The 21020-nt window shown below is 59.8% G+C and carries 17 protein-coding genes; 11 read left to right on the forward strand and 6 right to left on the reverse strand.

Translation table 11 applies throughout. The annotated features are described in order from the left end of the window. Positions 1-102: 102 nt before the first annotated feature. Complete coding sequence (gene lacG / locus DW732_RS07140; RefSeq protein ID WP_006234822.1) at positions 103-1551, reverse strand: 6-phospho-beta-galactosidase; 1449 nt, start codon at positions 1549-1551, stop codon at positions 103-105. 344 nt (positions 1552-1895) lie between these two features. Between lacG (DW732_RS07140) and DW732_RS07145 the strand changes: the two genes are divergently transcribed. Continuing rightward, entirely contained in the window at positions 1896-2924 is a 1029-nt protein-coding gene (locus DW732_RS07145) for a LacI family DNA-binding transcriptional regulator (RefSeq protein ID WP_233539395.1), read from the forward strand. Positions 2925-3183: 259 nt separating this feature from the next. On the opposite strand, the gene lacG (DW732_RS07150) is transcribed toward DW732_RS07145, so the two are convergent. Together lacG (DW732_RS07150) and DW732_RS07155 are read right to left on the reverse strand one after the other, a co-directional pair. Continuing rightward, positions 3184-4626, reverse strand: coding sequence for a 6-phospho-beta-galactosidase (gene lacG / locus DW732_RS07150; RefSeq protein WP_118099156.1), 1443 nt, complete (start codon positions 4624-4626; stop codon positions 3184-3186). Positions 4627-4692: 66 nt separating this feature from the next. Next, on the reverse strand, positions 4693-6462 hold the full coding sequence (locus tag DW732_RS07155; RefSeq protein WP_118099157.1) for a lactose/cellobiose PTS transporter subunit IIB: 1770 nt from the start codon (positions 6460-6462) through the stop codon (positions 4693-4695). Positions 6463-6819: 357 nt separating this feature from the next. Here DW732_RS07155 and DW732_RS07160 point away from each other — a divergent pair, with 357 nt between their 5' ends. The 7 genes from DW732_RS07160 to DW732_RS07190 all read left to right on the forward strand — a co-directional run bounded on the left by DW732_RS07160 (position 6820) and on the right by DW732_RS07190 (position 12974). Then, positions 6820-7824, forward strand: a complete 1005-nt coding sequence (locus DW732_RS07160; RefSeq protein WP_117743259.1) for a LacI family DNA-binding transcriptional regulator — start codon at positions 6820-6822, stop codon at positions 7822-7824. 214 nt (positions 7825-8038) lie between these two features. Then, entirely contained in the window at positions 8039-8377 is a 339-nt protein-coding gene (locus DW732_RS07165) for a PTS lactose/cellobiose transporter subunit IIA (protein WP_055252615.1), read from the forward strand. A 269-nt stretch (positions 8378-8646) separates the two neighbouring features. Beyond that, positions 8647-9660, forward strand: coding sequence for a hypothetical protein (locus DW732_RS07170; RefSeq protein ID WP_117743258.1), 1014 nt, complete (start codon positions 8647-8649; stop codon positions 9658-9660). Positions 9661-9967: 307 nt separating this feature from the next. Beyond that, the gene (lacA, locus tag DW732_RS07175; protein WP_117735479.1) at positions 9968-10396 is read left to right on the forward strand and encodes a galactose-6-phosphate isomerase subunit LacA; all 429 of its coding nucleotides are present in this window, start codon (positions 9968-9970) and stop codon (positions 10394-10396) included. A gap of 63 nt (positions 10397-10459) precedes the next feature. Further along, on the forward strand, positions 10460-10984 hold the full coding sequence (gene lacB / locus DW732_RS07180; RefSeq protein WP_117743257.1) for a galactose-6-phosphate isomerase subunit LacB: 525 nt from the start codon (positions 10460-10462) through the stop codon (positions 10982-10984). 119 nt (positions 10985-11103) lie between these two features. Next, positions 11104-11985, forward strand: a complete 882-nt coding sequence (locus DW732_RS07185) for an aldose 1-epimerase family protein (protein WP_117743256.1) — start codon at positions 11104-11106, stop codon at positions 11983-11985. 53 nt (positions 11986-12038) lie between these two features. Beyond that, on the forward strand, positions 12039-12974 hold the full coding sequence (locus tag DW732_RS07190) for a hexose kinase (protein ID WP_117743286.1): 936 nt from the start codon (positions 12039-12041) through the stop codon (positions 12972-12974). Between the two features lie 241 nt (positions 12975-13215). Here the strand turns inward: DW732_RS07190 and DW732_RS07195 are convergent, their stop codons facing one another. After that, complete coding sequence (locus DW732_RS07195; protein WP_199407117.1) at positions 13216-14844, reverse strand: UDP-glucose--hexose-1-phosphate uridylyltransferase; 1629 nt, start codon at positions 14842-14844, stop codon at positions 13216-13218. Next, positions 14835-16040, reverse strand: coding sequence for a galactokinase family protein (locus DW732_RS07200; RefSeq protein ID WP_117735475.1), 1206 nt, complete (start codon positions 16038-16040; stop codon positions 14835-14837). The genes DW732_RS07195 and DW732_RS07200 overlap by 10 nt, the downstream gene beginning before the upstream one ends. Positions 16041-16423: 383 nt before the next feature. Here DW732_RS07200 and DW732_RS07205 point away from each other — a divergent pair, with 383 nt between their 5' ends. Both DW732_RS07205 and DW732_RS07210 read left to right on the forward strand, forming a co-directional pair. Continuing rightward, the gene (locus DW732_RS07205) at positions 16424-17410 is read left to right on the forward strand and encodes a LacI family DNA-binding transcriptional regulator (protein WP_118099181.1); all 987 of its coding nucleotides are present in this window, start codon (positions 16424-16426) and stop codon (positions 17408-17410) included. Between the two features lie 129 nt (positions 17411-17539). Continuing rightward, positions 17540-18700: an FprA family A-type flavoprotein gene (locus tag DW732_RS07210; RefSeq protein ID WP_118099158.1), complete on the forward strand. Its 1161-nt coding sequence runs from the start codon at positions 17540-17542 to the stop codon at positions 18698-18700. Between the two features lie 65 nt (positions 18701-18765). Here DW732_RS07210 and DW732_RS07215 read toward each other — a convergent pair whose 3' ends face one another. Continuing rightward, positions 18766-19569: a DeoR/GlpR family DNA-binding transcription regulator gene (locus DW732_RS07215; RefSeq protein WP_118099159.1), complete on the reverse strand. Its 804-nt coding sequence runs from the start codon at positions 19567-19569 to the stop codon at positions 18766-18768. Between the two features lie 335 nt (positions 19570-19904). Here DW732_RS07215 and DW732_RS07220 point away from each other — a divergent pair, with 335 nt between their 5' ends. Continuing rightward, complete coding sequence (locus DW732_RS07220; protein WP_022095149.1) at positions 19905-20762, forward strand: class II fructose-bisphosphate aldolase; 858 nt, start codon at positions 19905-19907, stop codon at positions 20760-20762. The last annotated feature ends 258 nt before the right edge of the window (positions 20763-21020 follow it).

Consider the following 21020-nt stretch of genomic DNA (forward strand, 5'->3'; position numbering starts at 1 on the left):
AGCCCGGGTGCAGGCGGGGTCGGTCCCAGGGGGAGAGAGGGGAGCGGCTGGGTTTGTATCGCATAGGGCCGCTCCCTTCTCGGGGGAAAGCGAGGCGATGCGCTACTGCGCGTCCGCCATAGTGTCGGCGAGCTCCTTGTACCAGAGTGCCGACTGCTTGATGTAACGTTTTTGCGTGTCGAAGTCGATGTAGAACAGGCCGTAGCGCTTGTTATAGCCATTGGCCCACGAGAACTGGTCCTGCAGGCTCCAGATAAAGTAGCCCTGGACGTCGACGCCCTCGGCGCGCGCCTGGAGCACCTTCTCCATGTGCTGGTCGACAAAGTCGATGCGCTCGGGATCGGCGACGATGCCGTTTGCGTCGGGCTCGGGGTCCTTGTGGCCCAGGCCGTTTTCGGTGATATAGATGACGGGGAGGTTGGGATAGGTGGCGCTGATGTGCTTGAGCGTGTCGTAGAGGCCTTGCGGGTAGATGAGCCAATCCCAGTCGGTGGTGGGGATACCCGGCATATCGACCTGCTGCCCGACGCCCTTAAACTTAAAGCACGAGGTGCCCTTGTCTCCGGTGCCGTTAAAGCTGTTGGTGGACTCGCCATCGTAGGCGGCGATAAACGCCGACTGATAGTAGTTGAGGCCGAACATATCGTTGCGGGGCGCCGCCTTGGCGAGCTCCTCCATGTCGCTGTCCTCAACCGTAAGCGTGGCGTTGTTGGCACGCAGAATCTCGTTGATGAGTGAGAGGGTGCGCGCGGAGTAGTGGCCCAGGAAGGCGCCGTCCATGATGAAGTCGGTGTAGAAGGCGTTGTACAGGTCGGCGGCGTGCTGGTCGGCGGGCGAGTCGGTGGCAGGATATGCCGGCGTCAGGACGTTGACCATGCCAATGCGGCCGCCCAGGTGCTCGGTCTCGTCAAGATCCTTATACAGGTTGACGGCGCGGGCGTGGGCAACGAGCTCGTTGTGCTGGCTCTGGATGCCGCTCGTCACATCAAAGTGATGGTTGGGCGGGAAGTTGCCTTGGATGTATTGGGAGTGCGAGAGGCTGATGAGCTCGTTGATGGTGAACCAATTCTTGACCTCGCGGAACTCGCGGAAGCAGAACTCGGCATAGCGCACATAGGCGTCGACGGTCTTGCGGTTGAGCCAGTCGCCCTGGTTGAACAGGGCGGCGGGGGAGTCAAAGTGATGCAGGGACACATAGGGCTCGACGCCATACTTTTTGCAGCAGGCGAACAGCTCGTGGTAGTGCTTAACGCCCTCGGCGAGGGGCTCGGCATCGTCGCCGTTGGGGAAGATGCGGGTCCAGGCGATGGACACACGGATGGCGTTGAGCCCATGCTCGGCAGAAAGGCGGATATCCTCCTCGTAGCGGTTGTAGAAATCACTGGCCGGGTCGGGCAAAAAGCGACCCTGGGCGACAAGGTAATCGTCCCACATGGTCTTACCCTTGCCTGCCACCTTCGTGGAACCTTCCGTTTGGTACGCGGCGGTTGCGGCGCCCCAAACAAAGCCCTTCGGCAGCTGCTGTACGCGGTTTAGCAAAGACATATGCATACACCCTCTCGTCTCGCTGTTCGATATTGTGCGTTTGTGCTCAGGAGGCTCCCTGGTTAGCGTTCAGCGGTGAAAAAGCCCGATAAACACTATCTTAAAATGATTAGAATCAAAATGAGCACGTGAACATTTGACAATGAGCACGTTAACATCCGGCTGGGATGTATAGAAACAAAACAACTTTAAACAGCCGCGAACGGTTGTATTTGTTCGGTAAGCGGTTTTGATTGACAGAAGTTTTCATGTTGTGGTATATGGCTCGGGTATCATGAGCACGTTATCAATGTATGTACGATGCGCCATGGGCGCGGGGAATAGTTGGGAAGCAGGTTAGCGTGGAAGGCATGGCTCAGCGGACAAGGAATGGTCGTTCGGCGAGCGCGGCAGAGGTTGCGGCGCTCGCTGGCGTGAGCCGCCAGACTGTGTCTCGCGTGGTCAACGGTATGCCCAACGTGACGGAAAAGACGCGCAAGCGTGTGCTGGCCGCCATGGAAGAGCTGGGCTTTCGTCCCAATTTTGCTGGAACGGCGTTGCGCGGCGGGTCGTATCGTTCTATTGGCCTGTGCATGTACAACATCACACGTGTCGGTAACCTGGCGACGCTCGAGGGTATCATGCAAGCGGCGCGCGAGCACGATTTTGCCGTCACTATGATCGAGATGGGCGGCGACAAGCCCTATGCACTTGCCGATGCCTCGCGCCGCATGGTCGAGCGACCCGTCGACGGCATGATTCTCAACATGAACCGCATGGCTCCCGATTTTGAGGAGTTTGTTCCCCAGCCGGGAGTGCGAACGGTCATCCTGTCCATGTATGCGCATCCGCGCTGCACGACGATCGACTCCGACCAGTATGGTTCGTGCGAGCTGTTGACCAATTATCTGCTGGAACATGGTCACTCGAATATGCGGTTTGTGGCGGGTCCGGAAAACTCGATTTCCTCGCGTTTTCGTGAGGCCGGTTGGCGCGATACGCTGGGTCGTGCTCATGTCGATGCCGCTCCGATGCTGCGTGGCGATTGGAGTGCGGACAGTGGGTACGCCATGGGCGAGCGGATTGCGGCCGAGGTGCTTGCCGGCGGGTCGCAGACGCCGACTGCCGTGCTTGCGGCAAATGACCAGATGGCGCTGGGCGTTATCGCCGCGCTCGAGAACGCGGGCCTGTCCGTGCCCGACGACGTGAGCGTGGTTGGTATCGACGACGCACTCGAGGGACTTGTTCCTCACAATCGGCTGACGACGCTGCGATTTGATTTGCGCGGTGTCGGTAAGCTTGCGTTTGAGGCGGCGATTGGAGAGAGCTCGTCTATCGAGGCGATTCATGTGCCGAGCACGCTGGTCGAACGCTCGACTGTTAGGGACATACGGGGTTAGGTCCTACTCCGTCTGTCTCGATTTGTAACAGGTAGACGGTCAAAAGCGGGCTACGTGTTACAGATTTAGATTTTTCGGAAAGAGCAATCCTGTTCGTCTCAATCTGTAACAGCTAGGACCCAAAAACTCGGCTAGATGTTACAGATTGAGACAAACGGCTTCCGACCTGCACAAAAAGGCCGGGGGCGGCGCGCCGTGTGACGTGCCGCCCCCCGGCTGAGAAATGGGGACAGGTTGTGTGAGCGGGCAACCCCGCCAGTCACAAGTCCAGACGACGGGTCTGCGCCACGTGCTTGTACCAGTAGGCGCTCGCCTTGGGCGTGCGCTTTTGGGTCTCAAAGTCTACGTAGAAGAAGCCGTAGCGCTTGTTGTAGCCGTTGGTCCAGGAGAACTGGTCCTGCAGGCTCCACAGGAAGTAGCCGCCCACGTTGACGCCCACCTCCATGGCCTTAAGCAGCCAGCGCAGGTGCTGCTCGATGTAGTCGATGCGCGGCTGGTCGTCCACAAAGCCGTCCTTGTAGGGGTCCTTGTAGCCCATACCGTTCTCGGTGATGAAGATCTGCTTGTAGTTGGGGTAGCGCTGCTTAATGTAGACGAGCAGATCGAACAGACCCTCGGGATAGATGATCCAGTCCCAGTCGGTGGTGGGGATGCCGGGCTTGTTCACATGCTCGCCAATGCCCTTGACGCGCCAGCGACCGGTGCCCTTCTCGCCCGTACCGTTGTGGTGCAGGTCGTTCTCGCCATCGTAAGCCTTGAGGAAGCGGCACTGGTAGTTGTTAACGCCCAGGTAGTCGTTGTAGAGCGCTGCCTCGCGCATAATCTCGAGGTCCTCGTCCAGGATCTCGATGGTGCCGCCCGAGACGGCAGCCAGGCGGTTGGCGCACTCGAGGGTGTCGGGGGCATAGTCGCCGCGGAAGGTGGCGTCGAGCAGGAACTGGTTTTGCAGCACGTGCTCGTTGTTGGCGGCCTTGATGTCGGCGGGGTCGTTCTCGTTGAGCGGGTACTTAAACTCCAGCGACTGAATGACGCCGATCTTGCCCTTAAAGCCTCCGTTGTGGAAGGCCAGTACAGCCTTGGCGTGGGCGAGCATCATGTTGTGCTCGCACTGGAAAGCCTCGGCCAGGTGCGCCTTGACGCCGCCGGGGAAGGTGCCCTCGATGTAGGTGTTGGAGGCGTCGGCCCAGATCTCGTTAAAGGTGAACCAATAGGTCACCTGGTCAGCGTATTCCTTAAAGCAGAAGGTGGCAAAGTCCACAAAGGCGTCGATGGTCTCGCGGTTGAGGAAGTCGCCTTTCTCAAAGAGGGGCAGCGGCGTGTCGAAGTGATGCAGCGTGACAAACGGCTCAACGTGGTGCTTGTGGCACTCGGCAAATAGGTCGTGGTAGAACTGCACGCCCTCGGGGTTCACCTTGCCGGTGCCCTCGGGGAAGATGCGGCTCCAGGCGATGGAGAGGCGAATACCGTTGATGCCAAACTCCTCGCACAGCTCCAGGTCCACCGGATACTGGTTGTAGAAGTCGGAGGCGGGATCGGGAGAGAAGCGGCCCTGGGCCTCCAAGAAGTCGTCCCAGGCGACCTTGCCCTTACCGTGGGTGCGGGTCTCGCCCTCTACCTGGTAGGCAGCAGTGGCGCCGCCAAAGACAAAGTCCTCGGGGAACTGCGCGGGCGGGTTGGTGACGCTGGCGGGGTTAACGGACATGATGATCCAATCGTTTAAATCGAAGGGCCAGCCTGTCTTGGATAGCTGGCTGGCCCTAAGCGTTGCTTACTTCGACAGCTGCTCGCTCACAAAGGCGAGAGACTTGTCGCCGTTCTGGGAGAGCTCGATGTACTGCTTACCACGGCAGGCGACGCACTTGTTGCCCACGCGCTCGCAGTCCTTCTGCAGGTCGGCCAGGTAGCTGGCAGCCTGCGGAGCCAGGACGACCAGGTCAAAGTCGGGAAGCATGTCCACGTGGTTGCCATAGGCATCGGCAGCGGTCTCAAGATCGATGCCGCGCTCCTTGGCGGCCTTGGCCAGCGCGTTGGCGAGCAGGCCCGAGGTGCCGCCGCCCTGGCAGAGCACGAGCACGCGCTTGCCGTTGAGGTCGCTGGCGGCCGTAGCCTCGGTGGTGGCAGCAGCGGGGGCGGCGTCAGCCTTCACGGCCTCGGCAGCGGCGCCGGCAGCAACGCTCTTGGCGTCAGCCTTGCCCTGGAAGGCATCGTTGAGCTTGGCGGCCTTCTCGGCGTTCTTGGCGGCGAGCTCCTCCTGGGAGATCTCGGCCTCCTCGGCGCACTTCTGGGCGTCATAGGCACGGAAGAACGGATAGTACAGAACGAAGTCGACGACCAGGATAAGGGCGAGCATCACAAAGGCGAGCGGCTGGAAGCCCAGGCCCATGATGGTGCCGATGGGGCCGGGGACGGTCCAGGGCAGGGTGTACATAAAGCCGTTCATGCCCAAGAAGTCGATAAAGATCTTGAGGATCCAGATGTTGGCGATCGGGGCAAAGACAAACGGGACAAAGAAGACGGGGTTGAGCACGATGGGCGCGGCGAACAGCAGCGGCTCGTTGACGGCAAAGCACACGGGGACGATAGCTGCCTTACCGACGGCGCGCATCTCCTGAGACTTGGCCAGGAAGCAGAACATAAAGACCAGGACGAGCGTGGCGCCGGTGCCGCCCATGCAGACGACGAAGTACTGGGCACCCTGGGTCAGGACAGCGGAAGCGTGCTGGCCGGCCTGGAACGCAGCTAGGTTGTCGGTCATGTTGGCAACGAGAGCGGCGGCGATGGCGGGCTCGACGATCGAGGGGCCGTGGACGCCCACGAACCAGAACAGGCTCATGGCGCCGTAGATCACAGCGAGGCCGATGTAGCCATCAGCAGCGGTGAACAGGGGCTGGAACACCTGGATGACGCCTTGGGCAAAGCAGAAGCCAAAAGCAGCGCGGAAGACGATGTCAAAAACCCAAAAGACGGTGATGCAGACGGAGAAGGGGGTGATGTCCTTGAAGGTCTGCGAGATGTTGGGCGGAACCTGCTCGGGCATCTTGACGGTGATGTTGCGCTTAATGAAGAACTTGTAGATGATGCCGGTCACAAACGCAGCGATGAAAGCGGTCAGCAGGCCCTTGGAACCAAGGTAGGTGGTGTTGAAGCCGCTGACAGCGTTCGTGGCGATGGTATCGCTCGAAAGGAGCAAGAAGCCGATGATGGCCGCGCACATGCACGAGATGAAGTTGATCTGGTTGTTCTTGGGCAGATCGCGGTTCTGAGCGTCGGCGAAGTGCTTGGCCGTGGTGGCGGCGCAGGCGATGGCCAGGATGCCCATGGAGTAATTGTAGCACTTCCACAGGGCGTTGTTGATGTCATCGGGCCAGTAGAAACCCCAGATGTTGGGGACCGAGGCTACCAGGCAGAAGATGGACGAGAAGATGATGATGGGGATGACGGAGATAAAGCCGTCGCGGATCGCCTTGAGGTACTTGTTGCGGGCGATCGCGTTGAAAAAGGGCTGGCCCTTTTCGATGATGGCGATGAGTTGCTCCATGCAATGCTCCTAAGAGTCGGTGGGTTAGCAACGATGGTAGCTTTTAGCTTTCGGTTGCCAAAATGTTGACGTTGCCATTTTGTGACACAAAAAAAGAAGTGAACCGGTGGTTCCTGTGCCTGCGAACCGTCGATTCCTTACGCGTAAACGTTTGAGCCGCCCGGTGGCTCTGTGTTTGCACAATGGCAACGTTAACATTTGGGCGACAAAAGCCGTTCGGGGAAGCAAAAATGTCGGTGAACGGTAGGTTTTGGGTGGTGAGCGTATGGTGGGGGAGGCGTTGGATATACTTGAAGGCGTTAAAAATGACTGCGCAAGGTGCCACCAATGGCATCGTTGACATAGAAAGATCGACCTATGGCCGCTGTTAAAATATCGGTATCCGTCAAAGACGTAGCGCGCCTCGCGGGCGTCTCGGAGCAGACGGTCTCGCGCACCGTGCACGATTCGCCCAGCGTGCGCTCCGAGACCAAGGAACGCGTGCGTGCCGCCATGCGCGAGCTGGGGTATCGCCCCAATTTTGCCGGTCGATCGCTGCGCCGCGGTAAGTTTAAGACCGTCGGCGTCGCCATGTTCAACATTACCGGCACCGGCAATCTCGACCGTATGGAGGGCTTTGCCGCCGCTGCCGACAAACACGGCTATGCCATCACCCTCACTAAAGTAGACGGGCATCCGTATACCCTCGAGAGCGCATCGTCGCGCATGAGCGCACTGCCAGTGGACGGTATGGTTGTGATCATGAATCGCATGCCGGCAGACTTTGGCACTTTTGAGCCGCTGCCCGGCATGCAGACGGTGCTCGTTACGATGTTGGAGCACCCGCTCTGTTCAACGGTCGATAACGACCAGTTCGATTGCTCGCGCCAGGTGGTCGAGTACTTGCTGGAGCGGGGGCACAAGACCGTGCACTTTATCTCGTGTCCCGAGCGCTCGCTTTCGGGCATGCGGCGCGAGGAAGGCCGGCGCGAGACATTGCGTGCGCATGGCATTGAGCCACCGCGACTTATCCGTGGCGATTGGACGGCGCAGAGCGGATATGCCGCAGGTCAGGCCCTGGCGGATGATCCGACCTGTACGGCCATTTATGCTTCCAACGACGCCATGGCCTACGGCTGCATTCGCGGGCTCGAGTCGCGCGGAAAGCGCGTGCCCGAGGACGTGAGTGTGGTGGGTGTTGATGACAGCCTGGGCGATATCGTGCCCGACCGTCGCCTGACCACGGTGCGCTTTGACAACAAGCGCGTCGGCATGTGGGCGGTCGACAAGATTGTCGGCGCCGAGGGCGTTGCGCCCGGTGTGGAGCACATGCTGTTTCCGGGCGTGCTCGTCGAGGGTGATACGGTGCGCGATGTACGCTAGGGCGTAGGTCTGTTTGGGTTGCCGCTAATTGTGTTCGATATTGTTCAGATTGGTTTAAAAACCGTTCACGGGCGAAAAGCGACCGTTCATAGCTCGAAATCACGTTTTGCGCTGTTCTTTTTTGTTTGAATGTTATTGTTTCTGTCATACACAACGCAGCGCGTATGCCCGGACGCGATGCTCTCCATTGGTTCATATGTGAAAGGAACGCAATATGGCAACCAAAGAAGAAATCTCGATGGTTGGATTCGAGATTGTCGCATACGCAGGTGACGCCCAGACCGATCTGCTTGCAGCGCTCGATGCTGCTCGCGAGGGTGATTTTGAGAAGGCCGAGCAGCTGCACAAGGATGCCAGCGATGCACTCATCGGCGCTCACGACACGCAGACCAAGCTACTGTCGCAGGAGGCCGGCGGCGGCGAGATGGAGATGACCTTCATCATGGCTCACGCCCAGGACACCCTCATGACCACCATGATTCTGGAGAAGCAGGCCCGCTTTACCATCGATGCCTACAAGCGCATCGCCGAGCTCGAGGCCAAGCTCGCCTAACGAGTCCTCACAATCAAGTCCCCTTCCAAAAGCTCTGCCGCAAACCCGCGACAGGGCTTTTTCCGTCCTCCTCCAAGTTGCGGCATCCGGCAGTTGGGGACGTTCCCTATCTGCCGGCAGTTTGGGCCACTCCTTTAGTCATTGGGGACGTTCTTAAACGACTAGTCGTTGGGGACAGTCTTGGGGTGCTCTGCCGCCCTTCCGTTCGGTTTTTCGCTGGGTGGGTATACTTCCATCCGCAATACAGGCCGGACTGAGGAGGTATCCAAATGCCGGATAACGGGTCAATACAAAAAAGAGACGCGCACGAGGTAGCTCATGGGCGTTCTGTCCAGATAACCGAGCACACGACAGTAACCGAGCTGCAGCCCAGCCTGTCCGATGTCGTGTGCGCAAACAAAAAGCTGCAGATTGGCTTTATCGTTGCGCTCGTGGTACTGGCGCTGCTGTTGGGCTTTGTAGCTCGTCCGCATTTCGCCGATACCAAAACTTGGGACTCCACCATCGAGGTTATCGATCAAAAGAAGGGCAACGTTTTGGCGCTCACGACCTCGTGCGTGGCGCTGTCTGCGGGCATTACGGCGCTGCCGGGCGATACGGGAACGCCGGTCGCCGAGCAGCTCGCCCAGCTTTCGGGCAACTTGGGCATTGTGCTTGCCGTGCTCTACCTCGAGAAATATCTGCTGACCATCTTGTGGTCGGTGGGCCTGGGCATCCTGATCCCGTTTGCTCTGGTGCTCTTTGCGGTCTCGCTTGGCATTCACGGACGCTGGAGCACGAGTGCCGTCCTGCGCCGCGTGGCGACCCGCGTGCTGGTAGTCGCCATGATCGGCATGGCGTTGGTGCCTGCAAGCGTGTGGGTATCGCAAAGGGTCGACGAAACGTATCGAGTGAGCATCGAGGCGGCCGAGCAAAAGGCGGCCGACGCTGCAGACGTGGCGGATAGCGACAATTCCAAAGCAAGCAAGAAAAAGACCGAGTCCACAGAGCCCAAGAACGTGCTTGAGCAGCTTGCCGACGGTGCCTCGGGTCTTGTCACATCGGTGACCAGCGGCGCCAAGCAGATGACCGATGAGATTGTGCAGCAGGTGACTGATCTGATCGAAGGCGTTATCGTGATGATCGTGACCTCGTGTGTTATTCCGTTGCTGGTGCTCGCGGCGTTTCTGTGGTTGGGGCACACGCTGCTGGGGATCGATATTTCCGGTCCGGCGAACTACTTAACGGGGCGCTTTCTGAGCGCTCCGTCCAAGCATGCCAAGAAGGGTGGGCAGTCCGTGTAGCTAAAACAGCTGTATAAACCGGGGCATACTGCCGAAGGGCGGCCGAGACACGTTCTCGGCCGCCCTTTTGTTTGTTGGACACATGGTCGCTACGTCCGCGCCAGACCCAAACGGTCAGCAATCACCCGTGAATGGTATTTGTTCAAAAAAGAACAAAGATAAACAAATAGTTGTTGCAGTTAATGTTCGAATGTGTTCAAATAAACATGAACAGTGAAGAACCGCACATTCAGATGCCCGGACCTGAACGCGATTCAACACTTCCAAACAGAAACTACGCATCTGCGTATCTCTCAAGGAGGATGTCATGAGGGTTGTAATCGCTTCCGATGCCGACGGTATGTCGATGAAGGAGTCCATCAAGGAGATGCTCATCGCCGACGGTCACGAAGTCGTCGACTATTCCGAGACCCCTGCCGCGGACCTTGTCGATTCCGCGACCGCCGTTGCCAAGGACCTGCTGGAGCACAAGGATTCCCAGGGCTTCGCATTCGATAAGTACGGCGTCGGCTCCTATATGGCTGCCGTCAAGATCAAGGGCATGGTCGTCGCCAACATTTCCGACGAGCGTTCCGCTTACATGACCCGCGAGCACAACGGCTCGCGCATGGTCACCATGGGCCCGGGCGTCGTGGGCACCGAGGTCGCCAAGAAGATCGCCCGCGAGTTCCTGCGCGCCCAGTACGCCGGCGGCCGTCACCAGATCCGTGTCGACATGCTCAACAAGATGGCCTAACGAGAGCCACCGAGAACTCGAACTTCTACCTCAACTTGTGAATTCAGACGAAAGGACGTTCTGATGAAGAAGACCATCGCAATCGGTTGCGACCATATCGTTACGGACGAGAAGATCTATCTGGCCGACCGCCTGGAGCAGGCTGGCTACAAGGTGCTCGACTGCGGCACCTACAGCCACTCCCGTACGCACTATCCCATCTACGGTAAGGCCGTGGGCGAGGCTGTTGCCAGCGGCAAGGCCGACTTTGGCGTGGCCCTGTGCGGCACCGGCATCGGTATCACCAACGCCGTCAACAAGGTTCCCGGCGCCCGCTGCGCCCTGGTTCGCGACATGACCTCTGCCCTGTATGCCCGTCGTGAGCTCAACGCCAACATCGTGGGCTTTGGCGGCAAGATCACCGGCGAGTTCCTGATGGCCGATATCATGCTTGCTTTCCTGGAGGAGCCCTACGACAAGACTCCCGAGCACGATGCCCTGATTGCCAAGATCGATGCCTGCAATAAGGCCGACGCCGAGGCTCAGGCCGACCCGCACTTCTTTGACGAGTTCCTCGAGAAGTGGGACCGTGGCGAATACCATGACTAGCGGGTATCCGGCGTAATTTACTAGTCCGTTGACGGCTCGCGTTTCTGTGAGGGGGCGCGGGCCGGTTTTCTATCAGCCCTATTGACTTGGCGGGCTGTCGTACGAAAGGGAAGGCTCCTATGGAGTTTGTTCTTGATAACGGCTTGATTCGTGTGGCGTTGAGCACGGCGGGCGGGTCGTTCACTTCTATTGCGGCAAACGGCCGTGAGTACCTGTGGCGGGGTGACCCGGCGGTCTGGTCGGGCCAGGCACCCATTTGCTTCCCGATCTGCGGTGGCCTTCGTGACGGTCACGCAACGACCATGGGTGGCCGCGAGGTAAACCTCGCCCGCCACGGCTTTGCGCGCAAACAGGAGTGGAAGCTCGAGGAACAGAGCGACAACATGGTTGCGCTGAGCCTAAGCTCTACCGACCATGCCGAGTTGCTCGAGCAGTACCCGTATCCGTTTAAGATCGTTGCTCGTTACACGATTGATTCGGAAAAGGTGGCCGTGTCGTACGAGGTGACCAATGAGGGCACCGAGGACATGCCGTTCTTTGTGGGCGGTCACCCCGGCTTTAAGTGTCCGCTCGACGAGGGCGAGTCCTATGACGACTACGAGCTTCGTTTTGAACAGCGTGAGGCCACCGAGCTCTGTACTGCCGTTCCCTCGACGGGCCTGATTGATGTTGAGCATCGCAGCAAGAACCCCATGATCGGCCAGAACCTGCCGCTTACCCATGAACTCTTTGACTTCGCGGAGACCATCTTCGACGTGCTCGAGAGCCGCGTGGTTACGCTGACCAAGAAAACCGAGGACAAGGGCGTGCGCCTGACGTTCCCCGATATGTCGTTCCTGATTGTGTGGAGCAAGCCAGAGGGCGACTTTGTGGCTGTTGAACCGTGGGGTGGTCTGTCCACCTGCTCCGACGAGGACGATATCCTGGAGCACAAGCGTGGCTGCCTGGTGGCCAAGCCGGGGGAGACTGTTACCCGCGGCTTTGAGATCGAGATCCTTTAACGAGTTATCGTATGTTTGGGGTGGGTCATGCCGCCCCGGAACAGGAGTTCAACATGATTCTGACCGTTACCATGAACCCGTCGATTGATACGCGCTATCAGCTCGACAAGCTGATCATCGACGATGTTAACCGTGTGACGCCCGAAAAGACCGCTGGCGGCAAGGGCCTCAACGTGAGCCGTGTGCTGCTGCAGTTGGGCGACGATGTGCTCGCGACCGGTCTGCTCGGCGGCCACATGGGTGCCTATATGGCCGAGCTTATGGATGCCGACGGCGTCAAGAACGACTTTGTGCCCATCGCCGGTGAGACGCGCATTTGCTTGAATATTCTGCACGAGGGCAATCAGACCGAGCTGCTGGAGAGCGGCCCGCAGATCGCCCCGGCCGAGCTCGAGGCCTTTACGGCCAAGTTTGCCGAGCTTGCAGCGAAGGCGGACGTTGTGACGCTTTCGGGCTCGCTGCCGCGTGGCGTCGATGCTGGCTACTATGCCAAGCTCGTCAAGATCGCCGAGGAGGCGGGCGCCAAGGTGCTGCTCGATACCTCGGGTGCATCGCTGGAGGCCGCGCTGGAGTCCGACGCTAAGCCCGAGCTTGTGAAGCCCAATCTGACCGAGATCAACGGTCTGCTGAGCACGTCCTTCACGACCGATGATGTCGATGCTCTGCGCGAGGCGCTTGCCGCCGATGACCGTTTTGCCGGTATCCCCTGGGTTGTCGTTTCGATGGGCGCTGCCGGTTCGGTGGGCTTCCATGAGGGCCGCGCGTTCCGCGCCAAGACGCCCGCGATTGCGGCTGTGAACGCGACGGGTTCCGGCGACTCGACCATCGCCGGCTTTGCGCATGCCATTGCTGCTGGTGCCGACGACGTCACGGTGCTCAAGACCGCCAATACCTGCGGCAAGCTCAACGCCATGGATCCCAAGACCGGCCACCTGGTCATGGACCGCTGGGACGAGGTCTACAACAGCGTTGAGGTCGTAGAGTTGTAGCGGTTGCGACTCCTAATAGAATGAGCGTGGATAATCTCCTGCTTTTGGTGCCCATACGAGCTCAAAGTGGGAGATTTTCCACGCTCGAGTCATTAGTCGTTGGGGACGTTCTTGTTTGACTAGTCGTTTAAGAGCGTCCCCAATGACTACACGCAAAAATGGCGCCCGCCGGCGGTGTTGCCGGCGGGCGCCATTGTCTTGAAGACGAAATGATCCGTTTTCCTTCGTCCGAAAGGGATCATTACAGTGAGTCGATAAAGCGCTGCTGGGCGGCGCGGCCGGCTTCATCCCATTTAAATACGCCGGCGTTGTCGAGCACGTGGCCAAACACCACGCCGACCTCCTCGTGCAGGATATCGATGGCGTTGTCCGCCGTAAGCTCGTCGGCGCGGCGGGCATAGACATCCTCGGCCCATGCGGCGTGGCTGCGGCAAAGACTATCGCCCTCGAGCGCGCCGGCAAGGTCGTAGCTGGCATCGGCCTTGGCCGCCAGCAGGTGCTCGCGGACAGCACCGAGCTCGGGAACCAGGCGCGGCGGAAGAATGGCGAGACCCATAACCTCGATCAGGCCGATGTTCTCCTTCTTAATGTGGTGATACTCGGCATGCGGGTGGAACACGCCCAACGGATGCTCGTCGGTCGTGATGTTGCAGCGAAGCGCCAGGTAGGCCTCGTAGATTTTGCCGCCGGCATTGCCGCGGGAGTCGACGCGGCGGATGACGGGTGTCACTGTGTTGTGCGCCATGCCATCGGCTGTGTGCGCGATGACGCCCACAGACTCATCGGTCCACTCGCGCCAGGCGAGGATAATCTTCTCGGCAGCGTCGAGCAGCTGAGCGCGGTCATGCGAGCGCAGGCGAAGCACCGAAAGCGGCCACTGCAGCACAGCACCCGTAACGCTGTCAAAGCCGGGCACGCTAAACTGTGAGACCTCGGTGGCATGCATCATGGGGAACTCGTGCGCGCCGCCCTGGAAGTGGTCGTGCGACAGAATCGAGCCGCCCACGATGGGCAGGTCGGCGTTGGAGCCAATAAAGTAGTGCGGGAACAGGTCCACAAAGTCGAGCAGGCACGTCAGGCCCTTGCGATCAACGTGCATCGGGCGATGCTCGGAGCTCATGGCAATGCAGTGCTCGTTAAAGTACGCGTACGGGCTGTACTGGAAGCCCCAGCGATCGCCATTGAGCGAGATGGGGATAATGCGCAGGTTCTGGCGTGCAGGATGAGCGCCGCCGTCGGCTGCGGCGGAGCGTCCGGGGTAGCCCTCGTTTTCGATGCAGAGCTGGCAGGCGGGATACTTTTCGCCCGTGTTCTTGGCGGCACCTGCCGCGGCGATATCGCGCGGGTCCTTCTCAGGCTTGGACAGGTTGATGGTTATCTCGAGATCGCCCCAGTTGGTGGGGGTGCTCCATTTGATGTTGCGCGCGATGGCGGCACGGCGCACGTAGCCGGCGTCGCAGCACAGGCCGTAGAACCAGTCGGTCGCGGCGCGGGGCTCGTTGACGCCCATGCGGCCGTTGAACTCCTCGTTTACAACCGAAGGCCTCGGCATGAGCATACCCATGATGCGCATGGCGATGCGGTCGCGCCCCGATGCCGTGTCCTCGGCAGCACCGTTGGCAACGGCGGCCTCGGCAAGCGCGGCGAGCGTGCCCTCCAGGTCAAAGTCGGGCAGGGTATCGGGGTGCAAGAGCGAGAGTTTCTCAGCCTGGAGCGCCCAGGTCATATCGAGCGCCGGGCCCGTGGCGCCGATGCACTCCAAAATGGTGTTGTATGCCCAGATGCGATCGTCCTGGCCGATCATCGACCGGTGGATAGCGTACTCGATCAGGTTCTGCGCGGCCTCGCGCACGTCGGTCATTACAGCCATGCCGCGTAAGCCCCCTTGTCAGAAATTGCGTAGTGGCGGGCAGAGCCCTCGCCCAGCCAGCCGTTCATCTTGGCAATGAAGGTGTCGACCAGGTCGAGCGGCACGAAGGCCTGGATGGTGCCACCAAAGCCGCCACCGTGAATGCGAACGGCGCCGCGGCCGTCGAGCACGTGCTCGGCCAGCGCCAGGGCATACATGGAAGGCTGCTCAGACCCCAGCTTGGCAACGACATTCTGCAGGTACATGGCAGAGCTGGCGCCGGACTCGCGCGTCAGGACCAGGAACTGGTCGATGTCGCCGGCGTTAAGGGCCGCCCAACGCTTATCGACCAGGCCGTTTTCGTACCAGTAGTGAACGGCGCGCAGGCAGGCACGGTCGCCCAGCTTGGCGCGCAGCTCGGGGAGCTTGGCGTCAAAATCGGCAACGTTTACCTCGCACAGGCGTGCCTTGCCAAACTCGGCGGCGACGTCTTGCATCTCGCGCGGAACGGCGGCGTAGTCGTCGGTGGCGGCCACGTGGTCGGCACCGACCTTAACGAGCACGAGCGCATAGCCGTGATCCTCAAAGTTGAGTTCGAGCTTCTGGGTCTTAGGCTGAGCCTGATCCTCAAAGTCCATGTAGGCAAGGCCGCCCAAGCACACGGCGGCCTGGTCCATAAGACCGCAGGGCTTACCGTAGTAATTGTTCTCGGTGCGCTGGCTCATCTGGGCGAGCGCGACGGGCTCGATGGCGGGCGCTCCCCAGAGCGTCTCCATGGCACGACCGTATGCCGCCTCGACAGCAGCGGAGCTCGAAAGACCGCCGCCCGAGGGGACGGAGCAGGTGAAGGCGAGGTCGAAGCCCTGGGGCTCAACGCCCAGAGCAGCGATTTCGTGGGCCATGCCGCGGACGAGGCTCGCGGACGTGCCCTTTTCGGACTCCTGAACGTCTAGCGTGTCGAGCGCGATCTCAAACGTGGGATAGCCCTCGTCGGCAACGCGGACCTTGTTGGAATCGGTTGCCACGGCGATGCCGTCGACGGCGACATCGAGCGAGCCGGCGATAACGTGGCCGCCTTCGTGGTCGGTGTGGTTGCCGCTGATCTCGGAGCGGCCGGGCGCGTGCACATAGAGCACCTGGCGATCGCCGATGGGGCCAAACTCATCCTCGAACAGCTTGGTGAGCGTGGCGAGTGTCTTTTCGTCGGGAGCGGTCATAAGGGTCCTTTCCTTGGTGCATACTGACGAGCTTTGCGTCGTAGTGAGTACGTTAACAATCTGAAGCGGCGTAAATTCAGCATCTACGATGTCGCACGTTACGGGCTATGTTAACGTACTCATAACACAACGCTTATCACTTTTTGAGAATCTGGTAATCGGTAGAAATTCAGCCGTGAACGGTATTGCCGTATGGACTTATAGAGCAGAAGAGTTGCGGATTGAAAAAGTAGAGTACGTTAGCATGCGTCCGACGATAGCGGGCTTCGGCGCGGGGTGTGTTTCTGCCCGGGCCGGCATTCACGCTATTCAGATCTCGCAAGGGTGAAGGTGATCCTGTGGCAAGGCGCCCGTCCAACGATACAGGTACGCGTCCGGTCTCCATGGCCGACGTCGCCCGCGCTGCTGGCGTTTCGCAGCAGACGGTTTCGCGCGTCGCCAACGGCTTGCCCAACGTTAACGAACAGACGCGCCAGCGCGTGCAGGCCGCCATGCAAGAGCTCGGCTTTCGTCCGAGTTATGCCGGTCGCTCGCTGCGCGACGGCCGCTACCATTCGGTCGGTCTGTGCGTCAACGATGTCACCAAGTTCGGTAACCTGACGATGATCGACGGCATTGCCAGTGCGGCCCGTGAGCGCGGTTGCGCCATCACGCTGGTCGAGATGTCCAAGACCGAGGAGTTTTCGCTTGCCGAGGCCACGCGTCGTATGGCCGCATTGCCGGTGGACGGCATCATCATCGGCATGAGTCGTATGGCGCCCGATTTTGAGACGTTTGATCCACTGCCGGGTATCGGCACGGTCATCGTTACCATGTACGCACATCCGCGCGTGACCACGGTCGATTCCGACCATTACGGCTGCTCGCTGCTGCTCATGGATCACCTGTTTGAGCTGGGGCACGAGCAGATTCGCTATATTGGTGGCCCGTCGTTCTCAGTCGACGAACAGTTTCGTCGCGCCGGCTGGCAGGATGCACTCGAGCGTAAACACATCGAGCCGGTAGAGCCGCTCGAGGGTGACTGGTCTGCCAACAGCGGTTACGAGGCCGGCAGGTACCTGGCCGAGCACGACCGCACCATGACGGCGATTTACGCGGCAAACGACCAGATGGCAAACGGCGCCATCGCCGCGCTGCGCGATAGCGGCTTGAGCGTGCCCGAGGACGTGAGCGTGGTGGGCGTCGATGACTCACTCGACGACTTTGTCGCGCATAACGAGCTCACGACCGTTCGATTCGACTTGCATCAGCGCGGACGAGAGGTGTTTGAGCATGCGGTTCCCGAGGCGGGTACGGCGGGCAAAACCGTTGCCATTCGTATTCCCGGCCAGCTTATCGTTCGACATAGTACGGCGGCACCGCGCGCATAGTTTCCGCAGGTCAACGGTGATATGTTGAACATCAATAACAATCGATAAGGATGCCGGCAGATGGCTGTTGGGATGCAGCCGAGTGCTATGATAGACGGGTTCTTTTGTCTATCTAGGAGGTTTTGCCTGATGGAGATCACCAAGGATATCCGCTACATCGGCGTCGACGACCACGACATCGACCTGTTCGAGGGCCAGTACGACGTGTCCGAGAACGGTATGGCATACAACAGCTACGTTATCTTGGGCGAAAAGATCGCTGTCGCCGATTCGGTCGACGCTGGCTTTGTCGACGAGTGGCTCGGCAACCTCGAGGCCGAGCTCGATGGCCGTACGCCCGACTACCTGGTCGTCCATCATATGGAGCCCGATCACTCCGCCGGCATTGCCGCCTTTATGGAGCGCTATCCCCAGGCACAGATCGTGGCAAGCATGGGCGCCTTCCGCATGATGGTCAACTTCTTTGGCACCGATTTCCCCGAGCGCAAGATGGTCGTCAAAGAGGGCGATGTGCTCGACCTGGGCGGCCACAGCCTAACGTTTGTTGGCGCCCCCAACGTTCACTGGCCCGAGGTGCTCTTCTCCTACGAGGCCACCGACAAGGTGCTCTTTAGTGCCGACGGCTTTGGCAAGTTTGGCGCCAACGACATCGAGGATCCTGAGGGCTGGGCCTGCGAGGCGCGCCGTTACTACTTTGGCATCGTGGGAAAGTTCGGCAAGTTTGTGCAGGCCGTGCTCAAGAAGGCCGCCGATCTGGACATTCAGATTATCTGCCCGCTTCACGGCCCCGTGCTGACCGAGAACCTGGGTTATTACCTCGACACCTACAACACCTGGTCGAGCTATCAGCCCGAGGACGACGGCATCACGATTGCCTACGCGAGCGTGTACGGCCATCTGAAGGTCGCCGTTGAGGAACTCGCATCCGCGCTTGAGGCTCGCGGCCAGAAGGTTTCCGTCTTTGATCTGGCTCGCGACGACATGGCCGAGGCCGTTGAGGATGCGTTCCGCTATGACCGTCTGGTACTCGCTTCCATCACCTATCAGGGCGAGATCTTCCCGTTTATGAGCACCTTCATCCACACGCTCGCCGAGCATGCCTACCAGAACCGCACGGTGGCGCTTGTCGAGGCCGGCTCTTGGGCGCCCGCTGCTGCCAAGGTTATGACCAAGGAGCTCGAGGGCATGAAGGACATCACCCTGACGCAGAACAAGGTGACCGTGCTGGGTTCGCTCAACGACGCCTCGCGCGCCCAGATCGAAGCCCTCGCCGACGAGCTTTCCAAATAGCGATATTTCGCTTTTAACGCTCAAACCACCACAAAGGGGACAGGCACCTTTGTGGTGGTTTTTGTTTATGCGCTGGTGATGATGAGGTTCGGGCGTTCGTCATCGGCAATCTCGGCGATTGAGGTGGCAACGGCATGGTCGGGGTCGCAATCCATCACGACGGTGTCGACATCGGTCAGTTCGGCAAAGCGATACATGCCGCGTCCGTTGACCTTGCTGGCGTCCATGAGGGCGGCGCTTTGACGGGCTGCGGCAATCATGGCCGTTTTGGTCTCGGCCATCTGAGGAAAGTCAGTCGTAAAGCCGCAGCGGGGGACAAAGGCGCCGGGGCATATGACGGCAAGGTCTGCGTGAACCGTTTGAAGTGTCTGCATGGTGAGCGGGCCATATAGATAGCGATGGCCTTTGCGCAGTGCCCCTCCCAGCATGACGACATCAACCGAGGGCATGCTTTCGTCGATGTAATCGGCAATGGTGATGTCGGCCGTGATGACGGTGATGCCGTCGCGCTGATCGAGGAGCCGGACAAACTCGAGTGCCGTGGTGCCCGAGTCGACGAGCAGGGTGTCACCGTTGCCGACGAGTTCAATGGCACTTTGTGCGATAGCCTGCTTGGCGGCGACATTGATGTTTATGCGGCGATCTTGCGTGGAGACAGTTAGGCGTTTGTGGAGCGACACGGCGCCGCCATGCGTGCGACGCAGCTTGCCGGATTCGGCGAGCGCGTCCAGGTCGGCGCGGGCGGTGACGGAGGATACGCCAAAGGTTTGGGCGATGTCTGCCACCTGAACGGAGGCGTTATGCTCGAGCATTTCCATAATGGCGGCGCGTCGCTCGTCGGCGAATGCTCGAGTTGTTACGTGGGCCATAGCTGCTCCATCCGCGTCTGAAATTTGCAGGAATTGTGTTGAGTCCATTTTCGTTCATTTTCTTTTTTAGTAAGAAAACACCTTTCGATTACTTATCTTTTCTATAAAAGAAAGACGATTCGCGTGAAAACTTCAGTGTCGGATAGAGAAATTTGGTCCGAATCCCTTCCGTTTGCTTTTCAAAAACGGGTGTCCTGACCTGCGTTCCGGTGATATCTCATACATGTAACACGAACGATTTCCATACAATGGGGGCAGCAAAACGCAAGGTAAAACGCCTTGCGGACACGTACGCCCGATGTCCAGATGCGGGCGAGGGAGAGGAGCAAACGCTCATGGCACTTGTTACCACCGAAAAGATGCTCAAGGACGCTCAGGCCGGCCACTACGCCGTCGGCGCGTTCAACGTCGAGAACCTCGAGTTTGTTATGGCCGTTCTGGCCGCTGCCGAGGAGACCAAGTCCCCCGTCATCATGCAGACCACCCCGGGCACCATCAAGACCGCTGGTCTGGACTACTTCTACGGCATGGTCAAGGCAGCCGCCGAGCGCGCTTCTGTGCCCGTTGCCCTGCACCTCGATCACGGCGATGGCTATGACCGCTGCATGCAGGCTTTCCGCACGGGCTACACCTCCGTCATGATCGACGGTTCGCACGAGTCCTTCGAGGACAACATTGCCCTGACCAAGTCCGTCGCCGACGCTGGCCGCGCTATGGGCGTGCCCGTCGAGGCTGAGCTTGGCAAGGTTGGCGGCAAGGAGGACGACGGCCCCGCGGTTGAGGGTGAGAGCCCCTACACCGATCCGGCCGAGGCCAAGGAGTTCGTCGAGCGCACTGGCTGCACCTCCCTCGCTATTGGTGTTGGCACCAGCCACGGCGTGTACACGAGCGATCCGCACATCGAGCAGTCCGTGGTCAAGGCCATCCGCGACGCCGTCGACGTGCCGCTGGTTCTGCATGGCACCTCCGGTGTGCCCGATGAGCAGGTTGCCGAGGCTGTGAAGAACGGCATCTGCAAGGTTAACTACGCTACCGAGCTGCGTCAGGCCTACACCAAGGGCTTCATGGCCTACATGGCCGAGAACCCCGCCTGCTTCGATCCTAAGAAGCCGGCCAAGGAGGGCATGCGTGAGATCACCGAGCTGGTTAAGATTCGCATGACCAACCTCAACTCTGTGGGCAAAGCAGAGTAACAGCAAGGGTACTCCGACTCGCTACTTATCTCGGGGAGGGACGAGGGCTTAGTTCCCCAATCGTCCTCGGGCATGCAAAAAGCCTCGCTGCGCACTTCGTGCGGCGAGGCTTTTTGCCCCCTGCGGAAAGATTGGGGAGCTAAGCCCTCGTCCCTCCCAGGTTGACTTACTCGAGGTCGTCGCCCTTGTGGCGTTATGGCTGGAAGGGTGGGGCGTTTGGGCTACTTTGTTGATGGGGGGCTAGTATGCCCGGGCTTG

Source organism: Collinsella sp. AM28-11LB, from assembly GCF_003469895.1.
Taxonomy (GTDB): Bacteria; Actinomycetota; Coriobacteriia; order Coriobacteriales; family Coriobacteriaceae; genus Collinsella.